This is a genomic window from Streptomyces sp. Je 1-4 4N24, from assembly GCF_026239515.1.
Classification (GTDB): domain Bacteria; phylum Actinomycetota; class Actinomycetes; order Streptomycetales; family Streptomycetaceae; genus Streptomyces; species Streptomyces nigrescens.
The window spans coordinates 6,943,225-6,957,139 of the sequence record NZ_CP110836.1 but is presented as its reverse complement, the minus strand read 5'-3'; the positions used below and the strand labels follow the sequence as shown (position 1 = coordinate 6,957,139).

Sequence of the window (13,915 nt, the reverse complement as noted above, 5' to 3'; positions counted from 1 at the left end):
AGCGCACGGCGGCACGTGAGCGCGGGTGGCCGCCGAGAAGCACAGCCTTGTCCCTTCGCGGGCACGGCGTACGAGAACACCCCCGTTGGATGGTGGACGGAGGGCGGCGGAGCGCTGGACGTGGCATCCGGCGTCGTCCGCTTCCCGCCCGACGCCGATCCCCCGCCGTGCGCAGTTCCCGAATGCGAGCGCTGCGCAGAAAAGAGCCGGGCGGTTCCGTCAATGCAACGAACTCCCGGAGAAAGGTGCCTGGTTATGGAACCATGGATTCTGAGCGAGTGCGATCACGAGTGGGTGCCGTGGAGCGGAAAGCCGCGCTGCCGTAAGTGCGGGGCAACGCAGTAGCCAATGGCTGCGGAGGGGGCCGCTCGATCGGCTCCCTTCTCAGTCGGCAGAGGAGAGCACATGCGCGAGCGTATCAAGTGGGAAGAGCTCCCGTCGGGGCTCCGCGATGCCGTCGAGGCGCGTACCGGCCCGGTGATCGCATCGGCATGCGTGTCCGACGGGTTGAACTGTTCGTTGGCGTTGATCGTTGACACTCGGGACAACGGCCGGATCTTCCTCAAGGGCGTGCGCACGTCTGACGCCGACAGAATGTCAGGGCTGCGCTGCGAGGACCGGATCAATGACACGGTTGCCGGAATCAGTCCCGCCATTCGTCACCGCTTCGAGGCGGGTGGCTGGTTCTGTCTGGCGTTCGTCCATGTTGACGGCCGACACGCGGATCTAGGTCCCGGATCAAAAGACCTCAACGCCGTGGCATCCGCCATGAGAAGAATGCAAGAACTCAGCGTGGAAGATGCGCGACGGCTCGGTAGTCCCGTTTTCACAGCCCCCGAATTCGCAGACCGGTTCGCCGCCTTCCTGGCCCCCGGTGAAGCGGAAGCACTCAGCGGCGCAAGCCTGCTCCACACCGACACCAATCCGCACAACATCATGATCAGCACATACGGCGGACAGGCGTACGTGGTGGACTGGGCCATGTCGGCGTTCGGTCCGCCGTGGGTGGACCCGGCCTGTATGGCCGTGCGGCTGATGGAATGCGGGCAGACACCCGCTGACGCTCGGGGGTGGCTCAGCGGATTTCCCAGCTGGCGGAAAGCCGATCCGAAAGCAGTGGAGATTTTCGTGACCGTGACGTGCCGGCAGTGGACGGCTACCGTTGGCGAGAAGGGCGCAGCGCCAAGCAACGCCCGCTTCCGTCAATTGCTCAGCTTCCGGCATGAGGCGGGCTGAGGGCGCGCGGTGCGGGCCCCGGACGGACCGTCTGTCCACTTCTCCTCACGGCGGAGGGACGGTGTGCCCATTCCGCGGGTACCGTCCCCGCATGACCTCGTCACAGGGATTTCTCGGGTTCTGGGAGACGACCGGGTCCGCCAAGACCTTCACCCATCCGCTCGACCCGGCGCTGCTGGATGCGTATGTGCCGCGGAGCGCGCGGGTGCTGGACTACGGCTGTGGTTACGGGCGGCTGACCGCCGAGCTGGCCGGGCTCGGGTATGGCGCGGTGCGTGGGGTGGATGTCTCGGCGGCGCTGATCGCGCGGGGGCAGCGGGAGCATCCGGAGCTGGAGCTGCTGCGCTGTCCCGGTTTTCCGCTGCCGTTCGGGGACGGTGCGTTCGATGCGGCGCTGCTGTTCGCGGTGCTCACCTGTGTTCCCCGGGACGCGGACCAGACGGCGATCGTCGGGGAGCTGGGGCGGCTGGTGCGGCCGGGTGGGGTGCTGTATCTGAGCGATGTGCCGTTGCAGGGTGATGGGCTCAACCGGGAGCGGTATGCGCGGTTCGCGGAGCGGTACGGGACGTACGGGGTGTTCGAGACGCCGGACGGCGGGGTGTTCCGGCACCATCCGCCGGAGCGGCTGCGGGGGCTGGTGCGGGAGGCGGGCTTCTCGGTGCTGAAGGAGCGGGCGGGGTCGGTGGCCGCGCTGGACGGGCGGATGGCCGAGCGGCTGCAGCTCATCGCCCGGCGGGAGCCGGCGGCGCCTGCGCCGTCGCCAGGTCCAGCGTCAGGGTGAGATGGGCGGCGTCCGGGGCGGGGCGGCGGTCCGGGTCGGGGCGCCATCCGAGGCGGGTGTAGAAGGCGCGGGCGCGGTGGTTGTGCCAGAGGACGTCGAGGGCGGCCCGGGAGATGCCGGCCGCGTGCCAGGCCCGTAAGCAGGCGTGGTGCAGGGCCAGGCCGACGCCGGTGCCCCAGTGGCCGGGGTCGACATGGAGCTGGTGGAGGGTGACGGCCGGTTGGTGACCGGCGCGGTGGCGGTAGGAGGCCGCGCCGACCACCGTGCCGTGCCGGGCGGCGCAGAGCGCGGAGGTGCCGTCCCGGGCCAGGTCGCGGGACCAGGCGTCGTGCCAACGGGCCTGTTCGGCGGGGACGTCGAAGGGCGCGTCCGGGAAGCGGGCGCGGTGGTAGGCGGCGCGGGCCCCGGTGTGCAGGGCGGCGATCGCGGCCAGGTCCGCGGCGGTCGCGGCGCGGACCCGGAGGGCGGCCTCGTCGGGGGCGGGGAGCACGGTCGCTACGCGCCCTCGGCGCGGCCGTCGACCCGGCGCGGCAGACCGAGCGGGTTGTCCTCGCGCAGTTCGGGCGGCAGCAGCGCCGGCGGGGTGTCCTGGTAGGCGACCGGGCGCAGCCAGCGTTCAACGGCACTGCCGCCGACGGAGGTGGAGGTGGAAGTGGTCGCCGGGTAGGGGCCGCCGTGGTGCTGGGCCGGGGCGACCGCGACCCCGGTCGGCCAGCCGTTGACGACCACCCGGCCGGCGAGCGGGGTGACCTCGGCCAGCAGCCGGGCACCGCGGCCCGCCTCATCGGTGCCGGCGCTCTCCGCCTCGCCGAGCTGCAGCGTCGCGGAGAGGTTGCCGGGCAGCCGGGAGAGTACGGCGCCGATCTCGGCCTCGTCGGTGTAGCGGGCGACGACGGTGACCGGGCCGAAGCACTCCTCCAGGAGGAGGTCGTGCGGCCCTTCGGTGGCCAGACGGCCGGCGGGGACGGCGAGGAAGCCGGCGCTGACGGTGTGCTCGCCGCCCGCGCCGGGGGTCACCGGCGCCTCGACGCCGGGGAGCGCGGCGCGGGTGCGGATCCCGTCGAGGAACGCCTCCCGCATCCGGTGGTCGAGCAGCACCCCGGCCTCGGTGTCGCTGACCGCGGCGGTCAGCGACTTCAGCAGCCGGTCGCCCTTCTCCCCGTCGGGCGCCAGGACCAGGCCCGGCTTGACGCAGAACTGGCCGACGCCGAGGGTCATCGCCCCGGCCAGCCCGGCACCGATCCGCTCGGCGCGCTCGGCGGCCGCGGCCTCGGTGATCACGACGGGGTTGAGGCTGCCCAGCTCGCCGTGGAAGGGGATCGGGTGCGGGCGGGACGCGGCCGCGTCGTACAGGGCGCGGCCGCCGCGCACCGAACCGGTGAAGCCGGCCGCGGTGATCAGCGGGTGGCGCACCAGGTCGATACCGGCCTGGAAGCCGTGCACCAGGTTGACCACGCCCTCGGGCAGGCCGACCTCCCTGGCGGCGCGGCGCAGCAGCGCGGCACACAGCTCGGAGGTGGCCGGGTGGTCCGGGTGTGCCTTGACGACGACCGGGCAGCCGGCCGCGAGGGCGCTTGCGGTGTCGCCGCCGGGTACCGAGAAGGCGAGCGGGAAGTTGCTGGCGGAGTAGACCGCGACGGCGCCCAGCGGGATCTTGTAACGGCGCAGGTCGGGCCGGGGCGGGGTGAGTGCGGGGTCGGCGTGGTCGATCAGGACGTCGAGGAACGCGCCGTCCCGCACCAGCTCCGCGAAGGCCCGCAACTGGTAGGTGGTGCGGGCGAGTTCGCCGGTGAGCCGGCCGGGGCCGAGCGCGGTCTCGGCGTCGGCGGCCTCGATGACCGCGTCACCCGCCTCGTCGAGCAGATCGGCGGCGCGGCGCAGCAGGGCGGCGCGTACGGTGCGGTCGGCCAGCGCGCCCCGGGCGGCGTGTGCCGTGCGGACCACGGTGTCCACCTCGTCGGCTGTGGCTTCCACCGCAACCTGCTCCCGCTGCTTCCCGGTTCGGGGGTCGACACTCCAGACTGGTGCTGCTGCTGTCGCTGCCACCGTGCATTCCTCCCGGGCGATGCTGCCGAGTCGTTCCGCGCCTTGCCGCACACCGGATCACGTTCGATATGCTGAACGCTGTCCCAGATGATGAACAACTGGGACTCTATGGCGGTCCGAACAGAGGGGTCAAGGGCGATGTCAGCTGCCGATACCGGTGGAGCGCAGGTCAAATCCGCCGTGCGGACGGTCGAATTGCTCGAGTACTTCGCGGGCCGTCCCGGTATGCACAGTCTGGCCTCCGTCCAGGAAGCGGTCGGCTACCCGAAGTCCAGCCTCTACATGCTGCTGCGCACCCTCGTCGACCTGGGCTGGGTCGAGACCGACGCGACCGGCACCCGCTACGGCATCGGGGTGCGCGCCCTGCTCGTCGGCACCTCGTACATCGACGGCGACGAGGTGGTGGCCGCGGCCCGCCCGACGCTGGACCGGCTCTCCGACGACACCACCGAGACCATCCACCTCGCCCGCCTCGACGGCACCAATGTCGTCTACCTCGCGACCCGTCAGTCGCAGCACTATCTGCGCCCCTTCACCCGCGTCGGCCGGCGGCTGCCCGCGCACTCCACCTCACTGGGCAAAGCGCTGCTCGCCACGTACACCGACGAGCAGGTCCGGGCGATGCTGCCGCCCACCCTCGACCGGCTGACCGAGCACACCCTCACCGACCGCGAGCAGCTGATCGAGGAGCTGCACACGGTGCGCGAACAGGGCTTTGCGGTCGACCGCGAGGAGAACACGCTGGGCCTGCGCTGCTTCGGCGTCGCCATCCCCTACCGCACCCCGGCGCGGGACGCGATCAGCTGCTCGGTGCCGGTGGCCCGGCTGACCCCAGGGCACGAACAGATGATCAAGGACGCCCTGTTCGACGCCCGCGACCGGCTGGCGCTGGCCACCCGGCGGCTGTGAGACGGCCCCGCAGGACCGGTTGAGCGCCCCTCCCCCGTACGGCGGAGGGGGATCGTCATCGGGACCGAGGCGCCGCCGGGCAGCCGCCGGAAGGCTGGTGGCCATGAGCACTCGGACCGGCCGTCCCGCACGGGCCCCGCACTCCGCCGCACCGTCGCCCACCCCGCGCACGGCGGCGCGTACGGTGCTGCCCACACCGCTGATGAGCCTCACTTACGCTGTGCAGATGATCGTCGGGACGATGGTGGCGGTGGCGGGGGCCCACTTCTTCGCCGAACGTGAGGCCGCCCGGTGCGACTGATGGGGCGGCGCTGGGTCCATCTGGTGCTGGGCGGCGCGCTGTTGATGCCCTTCTTCCTGCTGGCCTCGGTGGTCCTGCCGCTGGTCGCGGACGGCGCCGACCCGCTGCGCCAAGTGGGCTGGCAGTTGGCCGCGTTCGGCTGTGCGCTGCCGCCGGCCGCCCTGGCCGCACTGCTCTTCCCGCTGCTGCGGCCGCTGGAGGTGGCCGCCGTACGGTCGCTGTGCGGGGTGCCCGCGGAGCAACTGGCCGAGGGGCCGGCGGTCTCGTGGGCGGCCCGGCGGCGTACCGCACTGTGGTTCGTGGCGCATCTGCTGGCCGGTGGGATCGTCAGCGGGATGACGCTGTCCGCGCCGCCGGCCGCGGTGCTGCTGCTGTTGCTGCCGTTCTCCGCCCCCCTGCGGCACATCGCGCCGGGCTGGCCGGATGTCTTCCATGGCGCGCTGGGCCCGCTCGCGGGGCTGGCGCTGCTGGCCCTGGTGGCCGGCACGTCCTGGGGGGCGGGGGCGCTGCTGGGCCGCGTCGCCCCCGTGCTGCTGGGCCCCACGCCCGCCGACCGGCTGGCGGCCGCCGAGCGCCGGGCCGCCGATCTGGCCTCCCGCAACCGGCTGGCCCGCGAGCTGCACGATGCGGTCGGGCATGCGCTGAGCGCGGTCACCCTCCAGGCGGGCGCGGCCCGCCGGGTCCTGGACACGGACCCGGAGTTCGCCCGCCGGGCGCTGGCCGCCATCGAGGAGACCACCCGTGACGCGGTCGCCGAACTGGACACCGTCCTCGGCCTGTTGCGCGAGGAGGACGGCAGCGATCCGGCCGCGCCCGCACCCACCCTGGACGGCCTGGAGGCGCTGCTCGGCCGGACCCGGGCGGCGGGCGTACCGGTCGAGGCGACGGTGGAGGGGCCGTGTGCGGGGCTGGCGCCGGTGGTCTCCCGGGAGGCCTACCGGATCGTGCAGGAAGGCCTCAGCAATGCGCTGCGGCACGCCGGTCCGGTGCCGGTCCGGCTGCATCTCGGCGTCCGGGAGGGCGAGTTGCGGATACGGGTGGAGAACCCGGTGGCGGGTCCGGCCGCCGGCTCCGCGGGCCCGGCGGCCCGGCCGGGCGGGGGCCGCGGACTGCGCGGGATCGCCGAGCGCGCCCGGCTGCTGGGCGGTGCGGCGGTGGCGGAGGAACGGGACGGCGTATGGCAGCTGACGGCGCGGCTGCCGCTGACGGGGGCGGGGACGGGGACGGGGTCGGAGGAGCGGTGAACGGGGCGGCGTACGGCAGGAAGCCGGGGACGGGGTGGACGGTATGACCACGACGCAGGACGACGACGACCGGCGGGCGGGCGACGGGGACGCCCCCCGCCCCCTCCGTGTCGTGCTCGCCGACGACGAGCAGATGGTGCGGTCGGCGCTGCGCGCGATCCTGGGCGCCGAGGGCGATATGGAGGTCGTCGGCGAGGCGGCGACCGGCGCCGAGGCGGTGCCGCTGATCCGTGCGCTGCGCCCGGACATCGTGCTGATGGACGTCCGGATGCCGGAGATCGACGGGATCCGGGCGACCGAGCAGGTGCTCGCCGGGATGGACCGGCCGCCGCGCATCATCGTGGTGACGACCTTCGAGAACGACGCCTATGTCTATGACGCGCTGCGGGCCGGCGCCAGCGGGTTCCTGCTCAAGCGGTCCGGCGCCGAGGAGCTGGTGCAGGCCGTGCGGCTGGTGGCGCGCAGCGACTCGCTGCTGTTCCCGGCCGCGGTGCGGCGGCTGGCCGCCCGGCACGCCGGGGAGCGGGCCGCGGACGACGCGGTGCGGGCGCTGCGGGCCCGGCTGTCGGAGCGGGAGCGGGCGGTGCTGCGGCTGATGACGGCCGGGATGACCAATGCCGAGATCGCGGAGCGGCTGGGGGTGGGCCCGGCCACGGTCAAGACGCATGTGGCGGGGGTGCTGGCCAAGCTCGGGGTGCGGGACCGGACCCAGGCGGTGATCGCCGCGTACGAGTGCGGGTTCGTCCGGCCGGGGTGAGCGCCGGGGGGCCGGGGCGATCCGGTACGAGAGGCCCGTGAGGAACGCTCCGGTGCGCATCAGGCGCCGGTCCCTGCCGTGTCCGCGACCAGGGCCGGCCCGCGCTCGATCAGCCCGGCCAGCTCCTCCAGATGCGCGGGGGACGGTTCGCTGAGTGGCGGGCGGACCTCGCCGACGTCCGGGCCGCGCATCCGTACGCCCGCCTTGACCAGCGATACGGCGTAGCCGCGGCCCTGGTTGCGGAGTTCGGCCAGCGGCCGGTAGAAGCCGTCCAGCAGCCGGTGCACGGTGTCGTCGTCGCCGGAGTCCAGCGCCCGGTGGAAGGCGAGTGCGATCTCGGGGGCGAAGGCGAAGACGGCGGAGGAGTAGAGGCGGACGCCCAGGCCCCGGTAGGCGGGGCAGGTGAGTTCGGCGGTGGGCAGGCCGTTGAAGTAGAGGAAGTCCTCCTCGGGCGCCTCGGTGCGGACGGCGCTGATGATGCGCTGCAGCAGATCGAGGTCTCCCAGCCCGTCCTTGAGACCGATGATGCCGGGGGTCCGGGCCAGGGCGGCGACGGTGGCCGGGGTGAAGACGGCGTTGTCGCGCTGGTAGACGATGACGGGGAGCGGGGTGGCGGCGGCGAGTTCGGTGTAGTGCGTCAGCAGCCCCTGCTGGCCGGCGACGACGAGATAGGGCGGCAGGGCGAGCAGCCCGTCGGCGCCCGCTTCGTGGGCGAGGTGGGCGAACTGCGCGGCGAGCGCGGTGCCGTAGCCCGTACCGGCGATCACCGGGACCCGGCCCGCGGCCTCGTCGACCGCGGCCGCGATGCAGTCCGCGAACTCCCCGGGGGTGAGCGCATGGAATTCGCCGGTGCCGCAGCAGGCGAACACGGCGGCCGCGCCCGCGTCGATACCGTCGCGCACATGGGCGCGGAAGGCGGCCGGGTCCAGGGCGCCGTCCGGCCCGTACGCGGTCACGGGGAAGAAGAGCGGTCCGTCGAGGCGGTCGGCGAGCTGGGGGTGCCGCCTGGGGGCACCTCCCGGACGAAGTCTGGGGGAGGTTGCTGGGGGAGGGGCTGAGGTCACGGGCTCTCCCTGGCATGCCTGTGCATGTTTATGTTCAGCATCCATATTTCTGAACGGCGCCACGCTAGAGCAGCCGTACCGCACCGGTCAAGGTGCCACAACTGCCGTGCCACAAGCCGATTCACACCACCCGTCAAGCGTCTTGACCGGCCAAGATCCAGCTTTCTACGGTGTCCACGCATCTGAATGACATCCACACATGCAGCCTTGCTGCGCTGCCGGAGGAGTCGCCGCCCATGACCGCACCCCGCACCGTTCTGCTCACCGGCGCCGCCGGCGGGCTCGGCACCCTGATGCGTGAGCTGCTGCCGCCGTACGGCTACCGGCTGCGCCTCTTCGACCAGCGGCCCGTCGAGGGCGCACCGGACGCGATCACCGCCGAGCTGGCCGATACGGAGGCGCTGCGCGAGGCGGTGCACGGGGTCGACGCGATCGTCCATCTCGCCGGTATCTCCCTGGAGGCCCGGTTCGAGAAGATCCTGCGCGCCAACATCGAGGGCACCTACCGCCTGTACGAGGCGGCGCGCGCGGCCGGTGTCCGCCGTGTCGTCTTCGCCTCCTCCAACCACGCGGTCGGCTTCACCCCGCGCCCCGCGGACGGCTCCGGCGCCATCCCCGTCGACACACCCCGCCGCCCCGACACCTACTACGGCCTGTCCAAGGGCTTCGGCGAGGACCTCGCCTCGCTCTACTGGGACCTGCACGGCATCGAGACCGTCTCGGTCCGGATCGGCTCCTGCTTCCCCGAGCCGACGTCGGTTCGGATGCTGTCGATCTGGCTGAGCCCGGCCGACTGCGCACGGCTGCTGGACGCCGCGCTCACCGCGCCCGGCGTGGGCCACACCGTCGTCTACGGCTCCTCCGCCAACACCCGCCTGTGGTGGGACCTGTCGACCGCCCGCGCCCTGGGGTACACACCGCAGGACGACTCCGAGCCGTACGCGGCGGAGCTGCTCGCCGCCCAGGGCCCGCTGGACCCTGAAAACCCCGCCCACGACCGTCTCGGCGGCGCCTTCTGCACCGATCCGCCCCGGTGGCCGCACTGACCGGCGCACCCCGGTGGCGTACGGAACACCACGCGGGACCTGCCACGGAACCCGTGCCGCCCGGCCGGCGTCCTCGTCTACGTACCGAATTCTCCGCGCAGGAACGAGGAACGCATCATGGGCATCGTCAGCTGGCTCGTACTCGGGCTGATCGCGGGCGTCATCGCCAAGGTTCTGCTGCCGGGACGGGACCCGGGCGGGCTCATCGGCACAACCCTGATCGGCATCGTGGGGTCCTTCATCGGCGGCTGGCTCTCCACCAAGTTTCTGCACGAGCCGATCCCGAAGGACTTCGGCGAGCCGAGAATGTGGGTCGCCTCGATCGCCGGGGCCCTGGTCCTGCTGATCGCCTACCGGCTGCTCTTCGGCAACTCCCGCGAACGCCGGTGAAAGGGCCGGGCGGCCATCGGGCCGTAGGTAATGGAACCGCAAAGGTGAGCCGATCGTTGAGCACGGCATGACCGCTATGACTCCTGGCTCGAACCTCCCGCTCAGTGCCGTGCGGGTGGCGGTGGACGTCACCGCCCCCGTGCGGCTGGACGTATCGGGCCTGCTGCTGGCCGCCGACGGCAAGGTGCGCTCCGACGACGACTTCGTGTTCTACAACCAGCCCGCCGGGCCGGGCGTGACGCACTCCGCGGCGGCCGGCGGCGGCGACACCATCACGGTGGACACCGCCGCGGTGCCCGACGGCATCGAGAAGATCGTGGTCACCGCGAGCCTGGACCAGCCCGGCGCGACCTTCGCCGGCACCGAGCCGACCGGCACGGTCCGCAACGCCGACGACGGCAGCGTCCTCGCGTCCTTCACCCCGCCCCAGCTGGGCACCGAGACCGCGCTCGTGGTCGTCGAGATCTACCGCCGCGGCGGCGCCTGGAAGGTCCGCGCGGTCGGCCAGGGCTACGCCAACGGCCTGGCGGGGATCGCCACCGACTTCGGCGTCAGCGTGGAGGAACCGGCCGCACCCGCCGCCGCCCCGCAGGCACCCCCCGCTCCGCCGGCACCCGCGGCGCCCGCGGCCCCGGCCGGCCAGTGGGGACCGCCCGCCGGCACCCCGGCCCCGGTCGCCCCGCCGGCCGCGCCCCCGGCCCCCGCCGCCGCTCCGGCCGCACCGGCCGCCCCGGGCAAGATCAACCTCGACAAGGGCCGTGTCAGCCTCCAGAAGAACCAGACCGTCTCCCTGGTCAAGGGCGGCAGCCCGCTGCTCAGCTCGGTCCGGATGGGCCTCGGCTGGGAGCCCGCCTTCCGCAGCAAGAGCATCGACCTGGACGCCTCCGTCATCGCCTACGGCCCGGACCGCAAGAAGGTCGACAACTGCTTCTTCGGCAAGCTGATGATCCTGGGCGGCGCGATCCAGCACTCCGGCGACAACCTCACCGGTGAGGGCGCCGGCGACGACGAGGCGATCACCGTCCACCTCGGCGGGCTGCCCCCGGAGGTGACGGGCCTGGTCTTCGTCGTGAACTCCTTCTCCGGCCAGAAGTTCTCCGATGTCGCCAAGGCCTACTGCCGCCTGCTGGACGCCCAGAGCGGCGAGGAGCTGGTCCGCTTCGACCTCACCCACTCGGAGCCCCGTACGGGCGTGATGATGGCCAAGCTCATCCGCCAGTTCTCCGGCGAGTGGGAGATGACCGCACTGGGCGAGTACGTCGACGCCCGCACGGTCCGCGGCATGGTCAAACCGGCCGGCAAGGCGCTGTGAACCCGTGACGCCCGCTTTCCTGACGGCCCCGCCGCCGTCAGGGAAGCGGGCCGCTGCGGCTCACCCCGGGCCGCTCCGCGCGCCGCGCCGGATCCGCCGTGTCCCCGTGGCGCCGCCGCAGGCGGACGGTCTTCCCTGGTGCGGGAACGGTCCAGGATCGAGAATTGTGTGGTCCGTACCGTCGAGCTCAGCACCTCTCCCTCCGTCTCCGCACGCCCCCGGGATTCCCCGTCCGCACGCCCCCGGGATTCCCCCGTTCCCCCACACCCCGTCACGGCAGAGCCCGTCACGGGATGTCCCCCACGGCACGCACGAGGAGCGTTCGATGACGCAGCAGCCGCCGCCGGCCGGACCCGCGGAGCCCCCGGACGGCCCAGCGCCCCCGGACCTTCCCGACCGGGTCGCGCGGGTCTACGGCGAGCTCGACCTCAGCACCGTCCCCGCCTTCGCCGGCGGCTTCATCAATTTCGGCTACTGGACGGGCCTGCCCGGACCCGCGGACCGGGGGCTGACCCGGGCCGACCGGGTACGCAGCGAGGAGGACCTCTACCGCCTGGTGCTCGGCACCTTCGACCGGCCGCGGGGCGGCACCGCCCTGGACGTCGGCTGCGGACGTGGGCTGGGCTGTGCGCTGGCGCTGCGGGAGTTCGGCCTGGGGACGGTCATCGGGCTGGACGCCCACCCCGACCAGATCGCCCGTGCCCGGGAGGCCAACGCGGAACTGCTCGCCGCGTCCGCGGACGCCCCCGGCCGGCTGGAGTTCCTCCTGGGCGCCGCCCAGGACATCCCACTCCCCGACGGCTGTGTCGACTGCCTGTTCTCCGTCGAGGCGGCGCAGCACTTCCGCGATCTGCCCGGTTTCGCCCGGGAGGCCGCACGGGTGCTGCGCCCGGGAGGCCGGCTGGCGCTGACCACCTTCTTCGCCCGCACCCGGGCCGCCGCCCGCGCCCTGCCCGCGCTGCTGCCCCCGTACGCCGACGGCCTGGACGTCCCGCACGTGGTCGACGAGGTCGCCGGGACGCTGGCCGCCGCGGGGCTGCGGGAGGTGCGGGTCAGGTCGATCGGCGACGGGGTCTGGGAGCCCTACGACCGCTATATGGCCCAGCAGCCGGAGCTCCGCGACGACGAGTGGCCGCGCCGCTATCTGACCGCGTACGAGACCGGTCTGCTGGACTACTACGTCCTGACGGCGGCGGCCGGCTGAGCCGCCGCCGGCCGTACGGCTACCGCTGTCCGGCTAGCGCTGCCGGCGCTGCCGCTTCCACGGCCCGGTGATGGCCAGCATGATGCCGGGCTCCTGGATGTTGGCGAACAGCGTCTGCCCGTCCTGGGAGAACACCGGCCCGGTGAACTCGCTGAACTCGGGCTCGGCCGCGGTACCGATGTTGAGCTCGTTACGGGCGATCGGGTAGGTCCGGCCGTCGTCGGTGGCCCCGAAGAGGTGCTGAACGCCCTCGCCGTCCTCGGAGATGATCAGCCCGCCGTAGGGCGAGACGGTGATGTTGTCGGGGCCGTCGAGCGCGCCGTCCTTGGACGGGTCGGGGTTGACGCCCAGCAGCACCTTCAGGGTCAGGGTCCGCCGCCGCGGGTCGTAGAACCAGACCTGTCCGTCGTGCTGGACGGGGCTCTCGTCACGGGCGTAGGAGGACACCACGTAGGCGCCGCCGTCCGCCCACCACAGGCCCTCCAGCTTGCGGGCGCGGGTGATCTCACCGTCCTTGAACTGCTTGCGCACCGAGACCTTACGGGCGTCACGGTCGGCGACCTCGACCCAGTCGACGCCGTAGACGGTGCCGGCCTTGGTGGCGCGCGAGAGGTCGTCGACGAACCGGCCGCCGGAGTCGAAGCACTTGAAGGCCTCCAGCACACCCGCGTCACCGGCGAGCGAGCGCAGCTGACCGCGGCCGTGGCGGAAGCCGTGCGGCGGGGTCCAGCGGTAGAAGAGGCCGTTGGGGGTGTCGGCGTCCTCGGTCAGGTAGAGGTGGCCGCGCTTGGGGTCGACGACGACGGCCTCGTGGGCATAACGGCCCAGTGCCTTGAGGGGCTTGGGGTCGCGGCCGGCCCTGCGGTCGTGGGGGTCGACCTCGAAGACATAACCGTGGTCCTTGGTCATGCCGTGCTCGCCGGCCTTGTCCTCGGTCTCCTCGCCGGTGAGCCAGGTGCCCCACGGGGTGGTGCCGCCCGCGCAGTTGGTGGACGTACCGGCGATGCCGACCCACTCGCCGACCGGGGTGCCGTCCTTGGCGACCTCGACGACGGTGCAGCCGCCGGACGCCGCCGGGTCGTAGACCAGTCCTTCGGCCAGCGGCACCGGGTGCGGCCAGTCGGCGCGCGGGCCCTTCAGCTCGTGGTTGTTGACCAGGAGGGTGGTGCCGCGGGGGCCCTCGAAGGTGCCGGTGCCGTCGTGGTTGGACGGGGTGGACTCGCCACTGTCGAGCTTGGTGACCCCGGTCCGGGTGATGATCTTGTACGAGAACCCTGCGGGCAGCGCGAGGATGCCGTCCGGGTCCGCGATCAGCGGGCCGTAGCCGATACCGTCCCCGTCCGCCGCGCCGTCCGCGCCTCCGTCCGGTGTCTCCGCGCCGATGGCCCCGGGCGCGGTCGCCAGTACGCCGACGCTGCCGGCCAGTGCGACTCCCGCACCGGTGAGGGCGGAACGCTTGGCGAAATCTCTGCGGGTGAGCGGCATTGTCATCTCCTGGATGGCCGGTTTCTTCTCCCCTGTCCCTACGGGCACACGCTCTCGTGTGCCATCGAACTCCAGTTGAACGCGGCGCGACATCCAGGAAGCAGTTGGGGCCCGTCCGGCGACCGGACCATTGCGGTCCT

Annotated in this window: 14 protein-coding genes; 10 read left to right on the top strand and 4 right to left on the bottom strand. The window is 72.9% G+C overall.

Going from position 1 to position 13,915, the window contains the following annotated elements; translation table 11 throughout:
- Nucleotides 1-405: 405 nt before the first annotated feature.
- Complete coding sequence (locus SLV14N_RS30320) at nt 406-1,236, top strand: aminoglycoside phosphotransferase family protein (RefSeq protein ID WP_263271821.1); 831 nt, start codon at nt 406-408, stop codon at nt 1,234-1,236.
- Between the two features lie 91 nt (nt 1,237-1,327).
- Nucleotides 1,328-2,017, top strand: coding sequence for a bifunctional 2-polyprenyl-6-hydroxyphenol methylase/3-demethylubiquinol 3-O-methyltransferase UbiG (locus SLV14N_RS30315; RefSeq protein WP_208685243.1), 690 nt, complete (start codon nt 1,328-1,330; stop codon nt 2,015-2,017).
- Here the strand turns inward: SLV14N_RS30315 and SLV14N_RS30310 are convergent.
- Together SLV14N_RS30310 and SLV14N_RS30305 are read right to left on the bottom strand one after the other, a co-directional pair.
- Nucleotides 1,959-2,507: a GNAT family N-acetyltransferase gene (locus SLV14N_RS30310; RefSeq protein ID WP_208685240.1), complete on the bottom strand. Its 549-nt coding sequence runs from the start codon at nt 2,505-2,507 to the stop codon at nt 1,959-1,961. The genes SLV14N_RS30315 and SLV14N_RS30310 overlap by 59 nt on opposite strands.
- 5 nt (nt 2,508-2,512) lie before the next feature.
- Nucleotides 2,513-4,063 (bottom strand): aldehyde dehydrogenase (NADP(+)), encoded by a 1,551-nt coding sequence (locus SLV14N_RS30305; RefSeq protein WP_208685238.1) that lies wholly within the window; start codon nt 4,061-4,063, stop codon nt 2,513-2,515.
- A gap of 138 nt (nt 4,064-4,201) precedes the next feature.
- Here SLV14N_RS30305 and SLV14N_RS30300 point away from each other — a divergent pair, with 138 nt between their 5' ends.
- The 4 genes from SLV14N_RS30300 to SLV14N_RS30285 all read left to right on the top strand — a co-directional run bounded on the left by SLV14N_RS30300 (nt 4,202) and on the right by SLV14N_RS30285 (nt 7,274).
- Complete coding sequence (locus tag SLV14N_RS30300) at nt 4,202-4,972, top strand: IclR family transcriptional regulator (protein ID WP_208685236.1); 771 nt, start codon at nt 4,202-4,204, stop codon at nt 4,970-4,972.
- A gap of 103 nt (nt 4,973-5,075) precedes the next feature.
- Complete coding sequence (locus tag SLV14N_RS30295; RefSeq protein ID WP_208685234.1) at nt 5,076-5,273, top strand: hypothetical protein; 198 nt, start codon at nt 5,076-5,078, stop codon at nt 5,271-5,273.
- A complete protein-coding gene (locus SLV14N_RS30290; protein WP_208685232.1) occupies nt 5,273-6,517 on the top strand; it encodes a sensor histidine kinase in 1,245 nt (414 codons plus the stop codon). Before SLV14N_RS30295 ends, SLV14N_RS30290 begins: the two co-directional genes overlap by 1 nt.
- Nucleotides 6,518-6,560: 43 nt before the next feature.
- Complete coding sequence (locus SLV14N_RS30285; RefSeq protein ID WP_208685229.1) at nt 6,561-7,274, top strand: response regulator transcription factor; 714 nt, start codon at nt 6,561-6,563, stop codon at nt 7,272-7,274.
- A 59-nt stretch (nt 7,275-7,333) separates the two neighbouring features.
- Here SLV14N_RS30285 and SLV14N_RS30280 read toward each other — a convergent pair whose 3' ends face one another.
- Complete coding sequence (locus tag SLV14N_RS30280) at nt 7,334-8,338, bottom strand: 5-dehydro-4-deoxyglucarate dehydratase (protein ID WP_208685227.1); 1,005 nt, start codon at nt 8,336-8,338, stop codon at nt 7,334-7,336.
- Between the two features lie 236 nt (nt 8,339-8,574).
- Here SLV14N_RS30280 and SLV14N_RS30275 point away from each other — a divergent pair, with 236 nt between their 5' ends.
- From SLV14N_RS30275 to SLV14N_RS30260, 4 genes are all read left to right on the top strand, one after another.
- Nucleotides 8,575-9,384: an NAD(P)-dependent oxidoreductase gene (locus SLV14N_RS30275; RefSeq protein ID WP_208685225.1), complete on the top strand. Its 810-nt coding sequence runs from the start codon at nt 8,575-8,577 to the stop codon at nt 9,382-9,384.
- 117 nt (nt 9,385-9,501) lie between these two features.
- Nucleotides 9,502-9,774 (top strand): GlsB/YeaQ/YmgE family stress response membrane protein, encoded by a 273-nt coding sequence (locus SLV14N_RS30270; protein WP_208685223.1) that lies wholly within the window; start codon nt 9,502-9,504, stop codon nt 9,772-9,774.
- A gap of 67 nt (nt 9,775-9,841) precedes the next feature.
- Nucleotides 9,842-11,086 carry a TerD family protein gene (locus tag SLV14N_RS30265; RefSeq protein WP_208685221.1) on the top strand — a complete coding sequence of 415 codons (1,245 nt, stop codon included), beginning with the start codon at nt 9,842-9,844 and terminating at the stop codon, nt 11,084-11,086.
- Nucleotides 11,087-11,411: 325 nt separating this feature from the next.
- Entirely contained in the window at nt 11,412-12,290 is an 879-nt protein-coding gene (locus tag SLV14N_RS30260) for a class I SAM-dependent methyltransferase (protein ID WP_208685219.1), read from the top strand.
- 33 nt (nt 12,291-12,323) lie between these two features.
- Here the strand turns inward: SLV14N_RS30260 and SLV14N_RS30255 are convergent, their stop codons facing one another.
- On the bottom strand, nt 12,324-13,775 hold the full coding sequence (locus tag SLV14N_RS30255) for a PhoX family protein (protein WP_263271820.1): 1,452 nt from the start codon (nt 13,773-13,775) through the stop codon (nt 12,324-12,326).
- Nucleotides 13,776-13,915 lie beyond the last annotated feature (140 nt).

Coding starts and splice junctions, on each gene's coding strand:
- SLV14N_RS30320 (WP_263271821.1), top strand. CDS start 406: ATGCGCGAGCGTATCAAGTGGGAAGAGCTCCCGTCGGGGCTCCGCGAT.
- SLV14N_RS30260 (WP_208685219.1), top strand. CDS start 11,412: ATGACGCAGCAGCCGCCGCCGGCCGGACCCGCGGAGCCCCCGGACGGC.
- SLV14N_RS30255 (WP_263271820.1), bottom strand. CDS start 13,775: ATGCCGCTCACCCGCAGAGATTTCGCCAAGCGTTCCGCCCTCACCGGT.
- SLV14N_RS30290 (WP_208685232.1), top strand. CDS start 5,273: ATGGGGCGGCGCTGGGTCCATCTGGTGCTGGGCGGCGCGCTGTTGATG.
- SLV14N_RS30285 (WP_208685229.1), top strand. CDS start 6,561: ATGACCACGACGCAGGACGACGACGACCGGCGGGCGGGCGACGGGGAC.
- SLV14N_RS30275 (WP_208685225.1), top strand. CDS start 8,575: ATGACCGCACCCCGCACCGTTCTGCTCACCGGCGCCGCCGGCGGGCTC.
- SLV14N_RS30265 (WP_208685221.1), top strand. CDS start 9,842: ATGACCGCTATGACTCCTGGCTCGAACCTCCCGCTCAGTGCCGTGCGG.
- SLV14N_RS30300 (WP_208685236.1), top strand. CDS start 4,202: ATGTCAGCTGCCGATACCGGTGGAGCGCAGGTCAAATCCGCCGTGCGG.
- SLV14N_RS30295 (WP_208685234.1), top strand. CDS start 5,076: ATGAGCACTCGGACCGGCCGTCCCGCACGGGCCCCGCACTCCGCCGCA.
- SLV14N_RS30315 (WP_208685243.1), top strand. CDS start 1,328: ATGACCTCGTCACAGGGATTTCTCGGGTTCTGGGAGACGACCGGGTCC.
- SLV14N_RS30270 (WP_208685223.1), top strand. CDS start 9,502: ATGGGCATCGTCAGCTGGCTCGTACTCGGGCTGATCGCGGGCGTCATC.